Raw genomic sequence first — 15,889 nt, 5'->3', positions numbered from 1 at the left:
GGTGTTGCTAAACGGTTGGTTGCCAGTGTGTTGCCCATAGGTGCCGTTTTGCATCCTGAAACATGCCGTATTGCACCGCCGAACGGCCCGTATTGCCCTGCCAAACGGCCCGTTCGGCAGGGGCGGGCATAGGCTTTTATGTCAAAACGCTTGGCCGGAGAGATTATTATGTATATCTTTGCATAATACAAGCTGCACTCGGCAATCAGTGAGCAAGCTCACATTGCACTCGTTTGAAGTGCATTTCCATTTTCAAAGGCAATCGGTGCCAGCGGCTCAGGTCGCGGCCTGCCGGGGCTTGCAGCCCGGATGTTGGGGGCAGACAACTTGGCAGTATATGGCCAAGGCAAACAGTGGCATCAGACAGATAGGCGTATTGCGGGCGGCAACGGCGCTTGCCGGTTGCTTTGCAGCGGCCGGCTCGCCCGATTCGGACAGCCCCGGAGGCCAGGTCCGGTGGCTCTGACAATGCCGAGGGCGCGGCTTTTTGAATTATCATTGAATGTGGTGTATGGAGAAGGAATCGTTGAGGCAGTTGTGCGGCCGTATTGAGGTATACCGCCAATGGCACGACTCTTACGTGAGCTTCGTGCCGCGGTTTGTTGCCGAGGCACAGGCCGGCAAGCGGTGGGAAGATTGGGACAAGGGCGTGTTCTACGAGTATTTTGAGCGCTCCCAAGGCCAGTGTGTGGCCAACGTCGCCCAGAAATACTTCACCCGCGACGACCGGGCACGGCTCAAAAGCGCATGGCACGAGGTGGCGCCGCTGCTCAAGGCTATAGCCGAACACCAGGACGAGCCGCAGTGGGAGGCATACAGGCAGTTGAAGAAAGTGGTGCGCGCGCATACAGCGCAAGACCTGCGGGCGGCCACCAACCGCCTTGTGGCCGGCCTGCAGCCAAGGCTCTTGTGCTCTATCGTGGCCGAGCATCAGCTCGAGGAGCTGTACATGCTGTTGGGCCGCTACGTCAGCGACAGGCTGCCCGAGTACAGGAAGGGCGACTGGTTTGCCAACAGCTACAACATCACGCGCCTGTTTTGCGATGCACTGCAGCCCGCCGACCCAATGGACATAGTGACTTACCCGTGGCAATTGCTTGAATATCTGCGGGACAAAGACAACAAACAATACCTTATGGACAATTATATCGAAGAGAAGGCACAGATGCTCGAGAGGGTGAAAAACATGGTGCTCACCGGCCCCCCGGGCACGGGCAAGACATATCTTGCGCGCCGCATGGCAATGAAGCTGGTGGGAGTGGACACCGACGAGCAGCTCGCGGCCAGCGGGCAGTTTGGCTTTGTGCAGTTCCATCCCTCATACGACTACACCGACTTTGTGGAAGGGCTGCGCCCCGTGCAGTCTGACGACAACGGAAACGTGGGTTTCGAGTTGCGCGACGGAGTGTTCAAGCAGTTTTGCCGCAAGGCCATGGAGAAGGGGAGCATGGCCCGCCTTGATGAGGCCATAGAGCGATTCAAGGACGACTGCAGCGAAACGCCCGTCAAGGTGAAGAACAAGAGTGGCTACGAATTCTCGGTGGCTTACCGCGGCGGGGTCACGTTCAGGGTGCGCTCCGACAAGAGCGAGGCTGCCGAGGGGCGCGACTTCCCGGCCAACATCGACTCGATAAAGCGGCTCTACGGAGGCCGCAAGGACGGCATTTACAACATGGCATACGTGAGCAACATACTGCAGCACCTGAAAGACAACTATGGTGTGCCGGAATACAAGGCCGACATGGCCGACAGGAAATATGTGTTTGTGATAGACGAGATAAACCGCGGCGAGGTGTCGAAGGTGTTCGGAGAGCTCTTCTTTTCCATCGACCCGGGCTACCGGGGCCCGCGCGGCGCCGTGGCCACGCAGTATGCCAACATGCACGAGGGCAGCGAACTGTTCTATGTTCCGGCCAACGTTTACATCATTGGCACCATGAACGACATAGACCGAAGCGTCGAGAGCTTCGACTTTGCCATGCGCCGACGCTTTGCGTGGGTGGAAGTGACGGCCGGGGAAAGCGCCGTCAACATGAGTTTGCCGGCCGACGTGGCCGAAAGGATGGGGCGGCTTAACGATGCCATCTCCGAAACCGAAGGCCTAGGCAGTGCCTACCATGTGGGCGGAGCCTACTTTCTGGGCACCGACGGGCGCCCCGACACCGACATCAAGGGCGTGTGGCGCTTCAGGATAGAGCCGCTGCTCAGGGAGTATCTGCGCGGACTGCCTGCGGCCGACGCCAAGCTCGAGGCCTTGCGCACGGCGTTCATGGATGGCGGAAAGGGCTGAGAGGGCAATGGAGAGGCTGTATACCACCGACAACAACGGCGGCAGTATGGAGGTGCCGGCCGGGTGCCTGGCCGACCTCGAGGCCATTGGCAACGTGCCGTTGGCCGAGCTTTGCGAGCGCAACCCGGGCCTGCTCGTCTTTCCCGACGACCTTTCCGACAGTCGCGACGGCATTGGCGGCATGCCCGTGTTCACCATTGGCGGCGGCCGCCTTGCCACGGCCAATGTGATGGGCTTCGTGGGGCGCAATGCCACGAGGCTGAACATAAGGTCGCGCTTTGCCCGCGACGATGCCTCCGACTATTTCCTTCATTACATGCTGGGCAGGGTGTTTGACGCCAACATGCTCGATTTCGACCAGTCGGCAGGCGGCTTAGGCATGATTGACTATCTTGACTGCCTGTTTCCCTGCTGCCTCAGGCGGGCCTGGGCCCAGGGCGTCTACAGGGCGTACGTGGGCCGGCAGTGCAACGACGCGGGTGTCAAGGGGCGCATAGACATGGCGCGCCACCTGCGCACCAACATGCCGTTCAGGGGCAGCGTGGCCTACACCATGCGCGAATACAGCGCCGACAACAGCCTCATGCAGCTTGTAAGGCACACCATCGAGCACCTGAAGGCCAAGCCGTTGGCGCGGGCCTTGCTTGCGGCCGACAGCCAGACGAGGAGCATTATAGACACGGTGTTCCACATCACCCGGCCCACATACAGCCCGCGTGGGCTGCGGCGGGTGGTGGAGGCCAACCTCAAGCCGCTGTCACACCCCTTTTTCACCGGTTACCGCACGCTGCAGCGCCTGTGCCTGCGCATACTGGCCGGCGACCGCATGGCCTATGGCAGCAGTGACGACAGGGTGGGCGGGTTGCTGTTCGACGGCGCGTGGCTGTGGGAGGAATATCTGGCCACGGTGCTGGCCGGAGGCTTCATCCACCCCGAAAACCGCACCGGGCGCCACAGGCAGTACCTGTTCGACGGGTTCCAACCCATATATCCCGACTTCATGAGCCGCACCCAACCGTGCGTGGTGGCCGACGCCAAGTATGTTCCGCTGGCCGGCAAGAGGGCTTACGGCGAGGATTCGACGCAGGCAACAGCCATATATTACAAGACCATAACGTATATGTACCGTTTCGGCTCGACCCGCGGCATGCTGCTCTATCCTCACCCCGGCACGATGTCGGAAGACGTTTGCGCCATAAAGGACACCGCCGGCAGGCTATGCAAACTGGGCATGGCCATAGCGCAAGATGCCGGCAGTTTTGCCGGTTTCTGCAGCGCTATGAGTCGCAACGAGGCCGACCTGCTTGGCCGGATAGCCGGATTTGCGCGCGGTGGCGCCGCCATGTGGTAGCATTGGGCTTGTGCCGCCATGGCCGCCGAAGGCCTTCCGTGTGCTTTTTTCGCATTGGTGAAACAGAAAGGCAACCCCACGGTGCATTCTGGATGCACTCCGTAGGGTTGCCTTTGCCTGGAGTTGGCGCGGCTGCGCCCCGCCTTCGGTCAGAACGTTACCGTGCGGCTGCCGTCTTCCTTCTCTTCAATCCTCACGCAGGTGGCGTCGCCCGGCAGCAGCTCCTCTATCAGCTCGGGCCACTCGATGAAGCACAGTGCCCCGCTGTAGAAATAGTCTTCGTAGCCCATGTCGTAAACCTCTTCAATCTTCTTTATCCGGTAGAAGTCGAAATGGTATATTAGCTCGCCCGAAGGTTCGGCCCTGTATTCGTTTACTATGGCAAATGTGGGCGAGGTAATCACGTCGTCCACTCCCAGTTCCTCGCACACGGCCTTGATGAAAGTGGTCTTTCCCGCCCCCATCTTTCCGTAGAAGGCAAACACGTTGCCGTTGCCCATGTTGTCAACAAACTGCCTTGCGGCATTGCGTATGTCCTCAAGTCTGTCTATTCTTATTTCCATCTTATCTTTTTTTTCCAGTCATTGTTATTATCGGTATGATCATCTCTTCCATCGAAATACCACCGTGCTGGAAGGTGTCTTTGTAGTAAGAGACGTAATAGTTGTAGTTGTTCGGGTATGCAAAAAAGGAGTTGCCGGTGGCAAAGACGTAGCTCGTGCTCAGGTTGGGCGCGGGCAGTTGCACCTTGGCGGGCTCCTTAATGGTGAACAGGTCTTTGTCTGAGTAGCCCAGGTTTTTGCCGAGCTTGTATCTCAGGTTGGTGTTGGTGTTGCGGTCGCCCACAATCTTCACCGGCTTGCTGACGCGTATCGAGCCGTGGTCGGTGGTGACCACGACCCGGCAATTGGTTTGTGCTAGTTGCTTGAACAGCTCGGATATGACCGAGTGGCGGAACCAGCTGAGCGTTATGCTGCGGTAGGCCGACTCGTTGCTGGCCAGTTCGCGCACCATCTTCGACTCGGTGCGGGCGTGGCTCAGCATGTCGATGAAGTTGAACACAACCACGTTCAGCGCGTTGTGCCCCAGCTGGTTGAACTTCTGCATGAACTTCTCGGCACCGGCCGAGTCGTTGATTTTCGTATACGAGAATGTGTCGTGGCGGCGGTACCGCTCCAGTTGCGTCTTTATGAGCGGGCCCTCGTTGAGGTTCTTGCCTTCCTCCTCGTCTTCGTCGACCCACAGTTCGGGAAACATTTTCGCAATCTTGTTGGGCATGAGTCCGCTGAAGATGGCGTTGCGTGCGTACTGTGTGGCCGTGGGCAGTATGCTGAAGTAGAGGTCTTCGTCGATGTCGAAGAGGTCGCCCAGCTCCCTGGCTATGATGCGCCACTGGTCGTAGCGGAAGTTGTCGATGACCACCATGAACACCTTCTCGCCCTTGTTGAGCAGTGGAAACACCTTGCGCTTGAACACCTCGGGGCTCAGCGTGGGGCGCCCTTCGGCCGTGGCCCCGGGCGTGAGCGATGCTATCCATCCGGCATAGTTGCCCTTGATGAACTTGGCGAAGGCGTTGTTGGCCTCTTCTTTCTGCATCTGCAACATCTCGGTCATGTTGCTGTCGGTGCCGCTAAGCTCCAGTTCCCACCTCACGAGCCGCTTGTACAGCTCCGTCCAGTCGGTGTGGCTCCGGCACATGCCAATCTGCATCGATATCTGGCTGAAGTCTTGCTGGTAGCCGCTTTGCGTCACTTCGGCCACTATTTCCTTGCGGTGTATGTTCTTCTTCAGTGTCAGCAGAATCTGGTTGGGGTTGACCGGCTTTATCAGGTAGTCGGCTATCTTCGAGCCGATGGCCTGGTCCATGATGTTCTCCTCTTCGCTCTTGGTGACCATGACCACCGGCACGGCGGGCATGATTTCCTTTATTTTCTGCAGCGTTTCGAGCCCGCTGAGGCCGGGCATCATCTCGTCGAGCAGCACGAGGTCGAAGTTTTGCGTGCGGCATTGGTCGATGGCGTCGGTGCCGTTGGTCACCGTCACCACCTCGTATCCTTTCTTCTCGAGGAAAAGTATGTGGGCCTTGAGCAGCTCTATCTCGTCGTCGGCCCAAAGTAACAGTCCGTTGCTCATTGGTAAAAGTCGTCTCCAAAGTCGAAGCCGCCGTCGTATTGCGGTTCGTTGTTGTTAATGATGTCTTCTTGTTGCTGCCCTTCGGCGCTGTCGCTTTCGGGCTCTTTCTCTTGCTCAACGCTCTCGGGCATGTTTAGAAGTTGCTCCTTGCTTATGCTGATGGGCGCGAGCGCGTCTTCAAAGAACTTCTCATACTCGTTGTAGCTGTACTTAGTGCCGAGCAGCTTGAGGTTTTCCTGGCTGATGATGATTCTCCTGCAGCCTTTCACCTTGGCGGCCATGGCCGGGTCGGCATACAGGTGGCGGGCATACTGCAGGGCCTCGTCGTAGCTCAGGAAACCGCTTATCATCAGCCTGCAGATGCCGTTGTCCTGGTCGACGGCAATGTCGAAGTTGCGCACGAGGAAGTTTGAGAAGTTGTATTTGGCCATGTCGTAGAGCAGCTGGTTGGCGTCGACAGAGTCGGGCTGGTATGCCAGCAGGAACACAAAGCCCGTGAATCGCTCCATGCTTAGCGTGTCGTTGGCCGTCGAGTCGGTCTCTGCCAAGGTCACGCCTCGGCGCGACCATATATCGCCTATGTCAAACTTGCCGCCGTGGAGCGCCCTTCCGGCCTGAACGCCCTTTATTATCATGCCGGCCATCTCGGCCACTTCGCTCTTCGGGTATTCCTCCACCACCTTCTTCATGTTGGCCACGCACGCATCGGTATCGCCCTCGTTGAGCATGCCCAGGCCTTCGATGAATATGAACTTGGGTCGGTTGGCACCCAGGGGGAACCGCTCTGCCGAGATCTTCGCGTTGGCCTTGACCTCGCCGAAGCGGTCGGCCTTGAAGGCTTCATACGTGGCTGCGTATATAGAGTCTTCTATGTGTACGCCGAACTTGGCGTTTTCGGCAAAGTATGGGTCGCTCAGCAGCGTTGTCCAATTGCTGTTCGGAAAGTCGGCCTTCAGCCTTTCGAGGCAGTTGTCGGCCATGGACTTGTTGCCAAGGCGAGAGTAAAGCAGGAACAGGTGGTACCAAGCCTCGTCGTTTTTCTCGTAGTCTTGGTATTGCGAAGTGAGCCTGGTGAGCGCTTTCTCGCTCAGCTTCAGGTTGTCGAGCTTGTCTTTGAAGATGACGCCCGAGTTGAAAAGGCCGTCCTTTATTATGTTGTCGCTCTCGGCTTTCTGCTCTTCTGTAAACGGTATTTGCGCCAGGTAGTATTCCCGTGTGTGCGGGTCGTTGGCGGCAGAGTCGGCCGGAGTGCCATCGGCGGCGGTGCTGTCGGTTGGTGCCCCGTCGGTGGCGGCCATTCCGCCTTCGGCGTTTGCCGCCAGCGAGTCGGCTGGTTGCTCGCCGGCCGCAAGGTTCACCACCGTCTGGTTTATACGTTGCCAGTTGTCTACATTCTCACGCTTGCCCCACTGTTTCTGGAATGCGGCCTTGCCTTGGTTGACGGTCATGGGGTTGTAGAAGTACCAGGTGCCTCCCTTCTGTTGCTGTGTCGTCGTCAGCCTGTTGCCGGCCAGTTGGTTGCCCACGGCGCCCTGTTGTTGCAGTTGCTGCTCGGCGGCGGCCTCCTGTGCGGCCCGCTTCTCCTCCTCTTCCTTCTTCTTGAGCTCTTCTATCACCCTGTCTATGGCCTTGTTGCGCTCGGCCTCGGGCAGTTTTGCGAGCACTTGGAGCGAGTCTTGCAGGTAGACGGCGTCGGTGAACGGCACCAGTTCGTCGAGCACCTCCGACCGTTTAGACAGCAGCGCGTAGTCGGGCCTGTCCTTGTCGAGCAGCCCGATGGCCTCGCCGTAGCACCTCTGGGCGTCGTTGTACTTCTCCCTGGCCCAGTAGAGGTCGCCGAGTTTCAGCAGCAGCACGCCCTTTTCGATGCCGCTGCGGGTCGATTCCTTGTTGCCTCGCTCATACGCCGAGATGGCGTTCAGCGTGTCTTGCCCGGCCAGGTAGATGTTGCCGATGGCGTAGTACACCTGGTCGAGGTAGTCTTTGTTCTTGTCCGACTTGGCCATTCGGCGCAGCCGCTTTATCATTTGCTTCGAACGGCCCCCTGCCATGACCTCGGTCTGGGCTATGCGGGCGTTGAACTCCACTTCGTAAGGCGGGTTCTGTCTCACCACCTTGCCGTAAGCCTTGTATGCCGCCTGCCTGTTGCCGAGCCGGGTCTGCAGCTGTCCCATCAGAAACCACTCGCGGGCTTTCTGCTTCTTGCGCCGTTCGTGCTTGATGACCTTGGCAAGGTATTTCACGGCCTCGTCGTATTGCTTGCTCCGTATGTAGTAGTCGGCATAGGTGTAGTCCCACTCTTTCACGGCCTTGTAGTGCATGGTGTCGCGCTTCATCTTCGTTATCACGTCTTCGGCGTCGTAAAGCCAATCGAGCTCGGTGTAGCATTTGGCGAGCCACGCCCTTGCTATGCCGTTTATCTGCGGCTGTGTGGCGTACAGGCGCGACATGTATGAGAACGTTGCGGCGGCTTCGTCGAACTCCCCTTTCTGGAATTGCGACTTGCCCATTAGCAGCCATGCCTTCCACAGGAAGGGGTTGTATTCCTTTCGGTTGAGCCATTCTATGTCCTTGGCGGTCTTGCGCCGGCTTTTGTTCCATGTGGGCCTGCGCTTTATGCTGTGCTGTTTTATGGCTTTCTCCGACTTTTCTATGGCTCTGTCGAAGTTGCCTTTGCCCAGCTCTCGGCTGGCTTTGTTGCCCACGGTATATAGCGGAATGATTTCCGTGAAATTGTCTTTGTTGCCGTTTTCTTTCTCGAGCGAGCCCTCGATATAGGCCTGGCTGCCGTTGTAGTAGGTGTTGTAGCGGGCGGTGAACGAGTGCCACCATCGCGTGTTGGCTGTGTTTTTCTTCGTGGAACACCCTGCCGCCATCATTATAGCGATGGCGGAAAGCACTATGGCGATATGTCGGTTGGCAGATGTTCTCACTATATTACATAAACTTTGCCGCTGCCGTTTTTATTGTCTTCAGGGCTGCATAAATGATGATTGACACGAATATTATTGATGCTCCCGACGGTACGTTGAGCCAATACGAGACGGCCAGGCCGCCAGCGCAGTATGCCATGCCGAACAGAATGCTCAGTGTGGCCATGCGCGGAAAGCTGTAGGTGAATATGCCGGCGGTGAGTTGGGGCATTGTCAGCAGGCTTATGGCGAGCACGATGCCCACAAGCCTGAGCGTGGCCACTATGGTCATGGCTGTCAGTGCCATCATGATGTACTCGATGGCCGGCACGGGCAGCCGTAGCGAACGGGCGAACACAGGGTCGAACGCGGTGCAGACAATGGTGCGCATGAGCAGGGCGAACGTGGCAACGACGGCCGCCGCGACAATGCCGAGCACCCAAAGGTCGCCCGGTCCGATGGCCAGTATGCTGCCGAAGAGGTAAGACGAGAGGTCGGCCACGAAGCCCGGGGTCATGAAACTGAATATTATGCCAAGGCTCATGCCGAACGTCCAGAACACGGCGATGGCCGAGTCTTCGCGTATCCGCCCCCGTGCAGACATCCATTGCACGCCGCACGCGCTCGCCACGGCAAAGGCCATGGCTGCCAGAATGGGGTTGACGCCGAAGTAAACGCCCAGCCCGATGCCGCCAAACGATGCATGTGTGATGCCGCCGCTTATGAGAACGAGCCTGCGGGATACGATATAGGTGCCTACAAGGCCGCAGGCTATGCTGGCGAGCAGGCTGCCCAGCAGAGCGTTCTGTACAAATGAGTATTCCAGTATCATGCTTCCTGCCCGGCCTCCTCGACGGTATATCCGGCGCGGCGCAGGTCGTCCCAGAAGTGAGGGTACGACTTTGACACCACCTCGGGGTTGTTTATCCGAAGCCCCGGGTGGCGCATGGCCAGCGGCGCGAATGCCATTGCCATGCGGTGGTCGTCGTATGTGTCGATGGCGGGGTGTGTTTGTGCCTCGCATCTCTCGCCCTTCCATGTCAGCTCGCGTCCTTCGACGTCGTGCAGCACGTAGCCCAGCTTGCGCATCTCGGTCTTCAGGGCCTCTATCCTGTCCGTTTCCTTAATCTTGAGCGTCTGTAGTCCGGTGAAGCGGAACTTGATGTCCATGGCCGCGCAGCACGCCACGAAGGTCTGGGCCATGTCGGGCGAGTTGACGAAGTCGTACTCCAGCCGTGGCAGCCTGTGCCCGGTGTGCCTCAGCCGGATGGTCGTTGGCAGTCCCTGCTCGGTGCAGTCGAATGTTGTCTTCACCCCCAGCAGGCTGAATATGTAGCGCGCCGACGAGTCGCCCTGCATGCTCCCGTCGGCCAGCCCGGCCAGTGCCAGCTCGTCGTCGCGGTTGTTGCTCAGCGCCATCATCTCATACCAGTATGAGGCGGCGCTCCAATCGTTCTCTATTAGCCACCTCCGCCCGGTGTAGGGCTTGGGCTTTACGGTTATCGTATCTATGTCGTTCCACTCGGCCTCTGCCCCGTAGGCATTCATCAGCCACAGCGTCAGGTCGATGTAAGGGCGTGATATTATCTCGCCGGTGAGCCTCAGCTCGAGCCCTCCGCGCAGCACGGGCCCTATCATGAGCAGCGCCGAGATGTATTGCGAGCTCACGTTGCCGGCTATTACCAGCGGGCCTCCGTCGAGCCGCTTGCCCGTTATTCGCAGCGGGGGGTAGCCTTCTTCGCCCGCATACTCTATTTCGGCGCCTATGTAGCGCAGTGCATCCACGAGCACCCCTATGGGCCTGTGGAGCATCCGCTCCGTTCCCGTTATGGTGTGTACGCCCGGTGTCACGGCAAGGAAGGCCGTCATGAACCTCATTGCCGTGCCTGCCGCCTTTATGTCAATCACTTCTGGCATTTCGTTCAGTGCCTTTACTATGACCTCGGTGTCGTCGCAGTCCGACAGGTTTTCGGGCATTGGCCCGCCTCCGGCCAGTGCGTGTATGATGAGTGCCCTGTTGCTGATGCTCTTCGATGCCGGCAGTGTTATCGTGGCGTTGAGCTTTTCCGGTGGATAAATGATGTATTGCATGGGCAAGTGTTTTTGTTTGTTCCTGATTGTACTTATTGATTGCAAAGTTAATCAATAAAATTTGCACACGCAAATCCGTCGTGCAAAACTTTGCAAACGCCCCTGTCGCGGTTTGCGTTGCTTGCGGTAGCGTGGCGGAAAGGTGCCGGGGGCGCTCCAGGACGCAAAAAATGGCACCATGCTCCGCCCGCAGGCGGTGGTGCCATCTCCTCTTAAATGTACTCTATATGTTTTGTGTTGTTACCCTGGTACAATCGGATTACATACAATTATTAATGTGATTACGCGTTAGATTTCTTTGAGTGGTATGAAAAGTCATTATCATTTCCCTTGCCGGCCGGTGCATGTAGGTCTACGGCTCCGTTGGCTTTCTGTCATATAGTGAGCAATCCCGATGAGCGGGTGTAGCCCATCACCGTGTCGTTCACCTCTATCCTGAGGCTGTCGGAGGCGAGAAGCACTATTCGGGTGCGTGCCGGTTTTTCGGTGTAGTCGGTTCCGTCGGGCATGATGTAGGTAAGCACCAGCCTTCCGTTGGCTATCCGCCACGTCCTGAGAGTGAGCTTCCCGGTTCCCACCGAGCTTGCGGCGCCGTCGGGCGCCAGCCGTAGTCCGTTGCCGCTGCCGTCGTCGCAGAGCCACAGCCCGACGAGTTGCGACACGTTGACCCCTGCCACCATGCTCCGTCCGCCGTCGTCGAGCACCATGGCGAGCGTGTCGCCCAGTGTCAGTTCGCCGGCGATGGCCTTGTGCTCGGCGGCGTTGGCCACGCCAACCGTAATCAGGCTGCTGTCTGCCAGCAGGGCCACGCTTATGCTGTCGTTGCCGGTAGACTCAATCCTGGCGTATACCGTAGGGTCTTTTATGGTTGCGGCCTTCCTGCGGGCCGCGTCGTTGCTGCGCTTCTGTGAGCATCCGGCAAGCACCATGGCCGTCAAAGCCACTATCATGAATGCATTTCTCATAAGTCAAGAGTGTTATTTAAAAGAGAGGATGGGGCTTCGTCCGAGCAACCCATCCCCTCCTTTTGTGATGTCAGTGAGCCAAAGGCCGCATTGTTACATATTGGCCTTGACAGTCACGGTGAATGTATATTCGGTCACGGCACCCCATACGTCGGTGACAGTGAGCTTGAAGTCGACATCCGTATTCTTCACCATCGAAACCTTGTCGTCGGTCACCAGGGTGTAAGTACCGTCGCCATTGCTCTTTATTTCCTTGAACAACGCGTTGTTGCTGTCGTCAGCCTTGGCGAACTCGATGCTTGTGTTGGCGATGCGGGCGTCTCTGTTCTCGAAGAAGTTTACGCGTGTTGCCGTTGCCTCCTTCGGGTCGAGGGCGTTGAAGTAAGAGTTGTTTATCGTCACGCTCTGGCGGTAGTCAACGCTGATTTCGTCGTTCTGCATTCCTTCGTAGGTCTTGCCGGGTATGTAGTCCTTTGTTCCGAGGATGGCATATCGTATCGGCGAGAGGAACTTAATCTGGAATTCGTCGGCGAATCCGCCTTCACCATTGTAGCTGATGAGGTTTGGTAGTCCGTAGAACATTATTCCGCCTGTCATCGTGTAGGTGTGCTCCTCGTTAGCCTTTTGGTTGATGGCGGCGTTGGGCACATACATCACGTAGTTGGATGCAGCCGGCATCTGCGTTGGCAAGAACTTGTGGTTGGCCTCGCCCGGTGCATACGATTCGCTGTCGTTGAGCTTGAATGAGTACGGGTCGCCTGCTGTGGGGAATCCGTTGTCAATCTGGTAGAACGAGCCGCTGAGGTCGTACCATCCCGTTGTGTTGGTTGCGTCGTTCTTGTCGGGTGTGGCCCATGCGATGGTGAGCTTGTCCTCGGTGTCGAATGCAGCCTCGATGTGCCATGGGCTTGGCTTACCTGTCGGTACGGTCATGGTGAAGCTGATGTTCACAATGTTCACCTTGAAGCCGTTGCGGTCGAAGAACGTCAGTGTGATGTTGTACTCGTGGTCGAGCTCGAGCGTGCTCGGGTCGTACGACAGTTGCAGCTGCTTGATCTTGTCGAGTGTCGAAGTGTTGAGCGCTCTCCTTGCGGCCCCTACCGTGACAGCCTCGTAATTGGTGCTCTTGTCGGCGCTGTTGAGGTTGATTACGGCACCTTTTATGTCGGCATCGTCGTTGCCCACAGTAGCCTCTACGTAGTAAGCCTCTTGGCTCCAGGTAGTTCCGTTGGAGCTCTTCTCGCCGTTGACGAATGCGAACTTGCCGAAGTCGTCAGAGTATACGGCCTGTGTTGACGAGCCCGTCGGGGCCATTGTGAGCGAGGTGTTGTCCTGTCCCCACAGCGTCTGGTTGAATACCAGCTTCTTGTCGATGGCGCTCACCGATCCGTTGTAGTTCCAGATGTAGTAGCGCAGCGTCACGGTGTAGTTCTTGTAGCTCTCCGGGCAGGTCACGTTTATGGTGTCTTCCTTGCCATAGTCGTTGGCGGCGAGTATGGTGTACAGCTGGCTGTTGGCTTCGTTGAACGTCTTCACGCCGTCGGCCAGGGGCTTGCCCTCGCTGTTGACCACGCTTACGCACTCTACGAACTTCTTGTAAACGCGCTTCCCGTTGGTGCTCAGCCTCAGCTCGCCGTTAAGTGCCGAGAACTGGATGTCGATGCCTTTGGCCGGGTTGTTGTCAAGGTTGTCGCCATGGCCAATCACGTCCATGTCGATGCTTGAGGCTGCCGTGGCGGCCTGCGGCACCTTGTTGATGGCATAGTGAGAGTATATCTTCTTCTGTATCTTCACAATATTGCCCTCTGCGTCGAGCGTGTCCTGCTCATAATTGGTGGTCAGTGCATAGAGAGCCTTGGCTTCCACGCGCTTCGTCGGGTCGTCGGTAGACGACGTGATACTGTTCACTGGCAGTTTCCACAGTCCGTTCTTCGACGTCGTGGCGCGCGTTTCGATGAGGTGTCCTTCTGCCGGCTTGGCCACGCCGAGGCTGTATATGGTGTTGCGGTCGCCCAGGCTGTTCTCAAGGTTGATTACGGCTGTCGACGCATCGATGTCGGTCGGGTTTACCGTGGCGTATATCTCGCCGGCATACTCCTGTATGTTGTAGTGGCCCACGGTCAGCTTTGCATATCCGCTATAGCCCTCGTAGGGGAATATGGCCGTCTTCTTCTCGGCGTCGTCCTTGGCGAACACTGCCCCGGCCGTGCCCACCTTTGCAAACACGTTGTATTCGGTGGCATCCTGATAGATTATTCCCGTGATGAGATTGTTGACGTTGAAGTTGAGCCGGCTGTTGATGTTGGCCAGCTTGACGTTGACCACCTTGAGGTCATCCTCGATGCCTTCGACCGTTGTCTTAAGGCTGCTTACATCATCCTTTATCAGTTCGTCGGCTGCAGCATACTCCTTCTTCAGATCCTCTATGGCCGTGCCTACAGAGCTTATGCCGCCAAGTGCCTCTTCCACCTTTTTGTCTGTGTATTCCTTGGCGCTTGCCAGGGCTTCGTCGGCAGCGGTCTTCAGCGGTTCGAGCTCTTTCCTCAGGTCGTCTATCTTCGTCTGGTTGGCTTCGATAAGCTGCCTGAGCGCGTCGTCTTCGGCTCCGAGTGCCTCGAGCGCGTCGCTGTTGCTCTTTTCAAGGGCATCCAATGCGTTCTCCTGGGCCGTTATCCTCGACGCAGCGTCTTCGGCCGTCTCTTTCACCTCTTTGAGCGAGCCTTCGATGACGTTGAGCTGACTGCTCAGCGTCTCGTTGATGGTCTTCAGGTCGTCGGCCACCTCGGCTGCCTTGTCGGCAGCGTCCTTTGCGGCTTGCGAAGCCTCGGCGGCGCTCTTGCTTGCCTGCTCAGCCAGCGTGTAAGCGTCGTTCGCGCGCGATGTTGCAGCGTCTATTCCGTTCTGCAGTTCCTCGTCGGCCTTGAGCAGAGCCTCCACCGTCTTGCCCTGCTCGTCGATGATGCTGTTGGCCTTGTCCAAGGCCTCCTGCAGTTTGGCCGATGCCTCTTCCACGAGCTGGCGGGCAGCATCGATGGCAGCGGTCTGTGCTTGCTGTGCCTGAATCTCGGCGTAGCCCTGTGCGTCGTTGGTCGCGTTCATGATGGCGTCGTTCAGAGCCTGGTCGGCCTTCTTGTAGGCCTCGTCAAGGCTTGACGCCTGTTCTTTCAATGCGGCAATCTCATTTTCGGCATTGCCAAGCTTCTCGTCGACCAGCGAAGACAGGTCTGTTGCGTTTGTTGTAATCTGACCACGGAGCTCGGTGATGTCGTCATCGTAGTCTTTACAAGAAACGAACGTACTTGTCGAGGCCGTGACGAGGGCTCCGAAAAGCAGTGCACTAATAAACTTTCTTTTCATACGATTAATTATTAAATAAGAAACTATATTTATTCTCGCTGTTCCATGAGCTTGAAAAATGTCCGTCTCTTATGGAGAGATTGTCGCTGTTTTTGTCCCGGGTCGAGTGTTTGGCCGTGGCAGAGTTGCGCTATGGTTTGCCGTTGGGCTGCTTCAGTCAGTTTGCTGAGGCTTTTGTGTGTTGTCTGAAAGGGTGTTAGGGCTGTGTGGCCGGTGGCTTTCATGCATGTGGCGTCCATCATTCGGTTGTGTTTTCATGCCCGGGCCGTTGGTTGGCATAGTAGTAATGTTTGGCTTCGTTTTGCTCAACTACTGTTTAGTAAAATAGTCGTTAAGCGAAAAAAAGACGTCGAAATATTTGTGAGTTTATTGGATTAATTGTATCTTTGCAGCGAAAATGCCATCTCTCCATAAGAGAAACTTACATCCCCACCGCTCTTGTTCGCCATCACCAATATGCCTCCGGGCCATAGCCATGGGCAGGCTTTTGCGGCCGTCGAGCCCCGAGCCCGCCGCAATGCCGGTGGTATCTTTTGTTTACACTGGCAGGGCGGCCCCGCCGTCTAGCCTGTTTGGCCCTGCCGTACGGCCCGTCTTGCATTGCCGTACGGCCCGTTTTGCACGGTCATGGCGGCCGTTTTGCAAAGCTATGTCGGCACAGGGCGCAAGTGGCTGTGCCTCAGTGGCTTTGGCCAATGGGCCCCACCGGTCGGCCGTCGTAGGCATTTTCTTACATTTTCTTGTCATTGCCATTTGCCGAAACCACGTCCATAGGCGACATCAGACGCCG

9 protein-coding genes are annotated in these 15,889 nt (G+C 57.3%); 2 read left to right on the top strand and 7 right to left on the bottom strand.

The window, feature by feature from the left end:
* The first annotated feature begins 511 nt into the window (after positions 1-511).
* Both H6B30_RS03605 and H6B30_RS03600 read left to right on the top strand, forming a co-directional pair.
* Positions 512-2,290: an McrB family protein gene (locus H6B30_RS03605; protein WP_205108009.1), complete on the top strand. Its 1,779-nt coding sequence runs from the start codon at positions 512-514 to the stop codon at positions 2,288-2,290.
* Positions 2,291-2,297: 7 nt separating this feature from the next.
* Positions 2,298-3,641, top strand: coding sequence for an McrC family protein (locus tag H6B30_RS03600; RefSeq protein WP_205108007.1), 1,344 nt, complete (start codon positions 2,298-2,300; stop codon positions 3,639-3,641).
* A 149-nt stretch (positions 3,642-3,790) separates the two neighbouring features.
* On the opposite strand, the gene tsaE is transcribed toward H6B30_RS03600, so the two are convergent.
* The 7 genes from tsaE to H6B30_RS03565 all read right to left on the bottom strand — a co-directional run bounded on the left by tsaE (position 3,791) and on the right by H6B30_RS03565 (position 15,099).
* Entirely contained in the window at positions 3,791-4,204 is a 414-nt protein-coding gene (gene tsaE, locus H6B30_RS03595; protein WP_205108005.1) for a tRNA (adenosine(37)-N6)-threonylcarbamoyltransferase complex ATPase subunit type 1 TsaE, read from the bottom strand.
* Position 4,205: 1 nt separating this feature from the next.
* A complete protein-coding gene (porX, locus tag H6B30_RS03590; protein ID WP_205108003.1) occupies positions 4,206-5,774 on the bottom strand; it encodes a T9SS response regulator signal transducer PorX in 1,569 nt (522 codons plus the stop codon).
* Positions 5,771-8,707 carry a type IX secretion system periplasmic lipoprotein PorW/SprE gene (gene porW, locus H6B30_RS03585; RefSeq protein ID WP_439116955.1) on the bottom strand — a complete coding sequence of 979 codons (2,937 nt, stop codon included), beginning with the start codon at positions 8,705-8,707 and terminating at the stop codon, positions 5,771-5,773. The genes porX and porW overlap by 4 nt, the downstream gene beginning before the upstream one ends.
* Before the next feature lie 4 nt (positions 8,708-8,711).
* A complete protein-coding gene (locus tag H6B30_RS03580) occupies positions 8,712-9,518 on the bottom strand; it encodes a metal ABC transporter permease (protein ID WP_205108002.1) in 807 nt (268 codons plus the stop codon).
* Positions 9,515-10,777: a 3-phosphoshikimate 1-carboxyvinyltransferase gene (locus H6B30_RS03575; RefSeq protein ID WP_205108000.1), complete on the bottom strand. Its 1,263-nt coding sequence runs from the start codon at positions 10,775-10,777 to the stop codon at positions 9,515-9,517. Before H6B30_RS03575 ends, H6B30_RS03580 begins: the two co-directional genes overlap by 4 nt.
* Positions 10,778-11,151: 374 nt before the next feature.
* Positions 11,152-11,742, bottom strand: coding sequence for a lipocalin family protein (locus tag H6B30_RS03570; RefSeq protein ID WP_205107993.1), 591 nt, complete (start codon positions 11,740-11,742; stop codon positions 11,152-11,154).
* 93 nt (positions 11,743-11,835) lie between these two features.
* Positions 11,836-15,099 (bottom strand): hypothetical protein, encoded by a 3,264-nt coding sequence (locus H6B30_RS03565; protein ID WP_205107991.1) that lies wholly within the window; start codon positions 15,097-15,099, stop codon positions 11,836-11,838.
* Positions 15,100-15,889: the final 790 nt, after the last annotated feature.

Origin of the sequence: Marseilla massiliensis (assembly GCF_016899955.1) — a bacterium.
GTDB lineage: Bacteria > Bacteroidota > Bacteroidia > Bacteroidales > Bacteroidaceae > Prevotella > Prevotella intestinigallinarum.
The sequence above is the reverse complement of the archived record's forward strand: the minus strand, read 5'-3'. Positions and strand labels throughout refer to the sequence as shown.

Coding starts and splice junctions, on each gene's coding strand:
- H6B30_RS03600 (WP_205108007.1), top strand. CDS start 2,298: ATGGAGAGGCTGTATACCACCGACAACAACGGCGGCAGTATGGAGGTG.
- H6B30_RS03570 (WP_205107993.1), bottom strand. CDS start 11,742: ATGAGAAATGCATTCATGATAGTGGCTTTGACGGCCATGGTGCTTGCC.
- H6B30_RS03565 (WP_205107991.1), bottom strand. CDS start 15,099: ATGAAAAGAAAGTTTATTAGTGCACTGCTTTTCGGAGCCCTCGTCACG.
- H6B30_RS03580 (WP_205108002.1), bottom strand. CDS start 9,518: ATGATACTGGAATACTCATTTGTACAGAACGCTCTGCTGGGCAGCCTG.
- H6B30_RS03575 (WP_205108000.1), bottom strand. CDS start 10,777: ATGCAATACATCATTTATCCACCGGAAAAGCTCAACGCCACGATAACA.
- tsaE (WP_205108005.1), bottom strand. CDS start 4,204: ATGGAAATAAGAATAGACAGACTTGAGGACATACGCAATGCCGCAAGG.
- H6B30_RS03605 (WP_205108009.1), top strand. CDS start 512: ATGGAGAAGGAATCGTTGAGGCAGTTGTGCGGCCGTATTGAGGTATAC.
- porX (WP_205108003.1), bottom strand. CDS start 5,774: ATGAGCAACGGACTGTTACTTTGGGCCGACGACGAGATAGAGCTGCTC.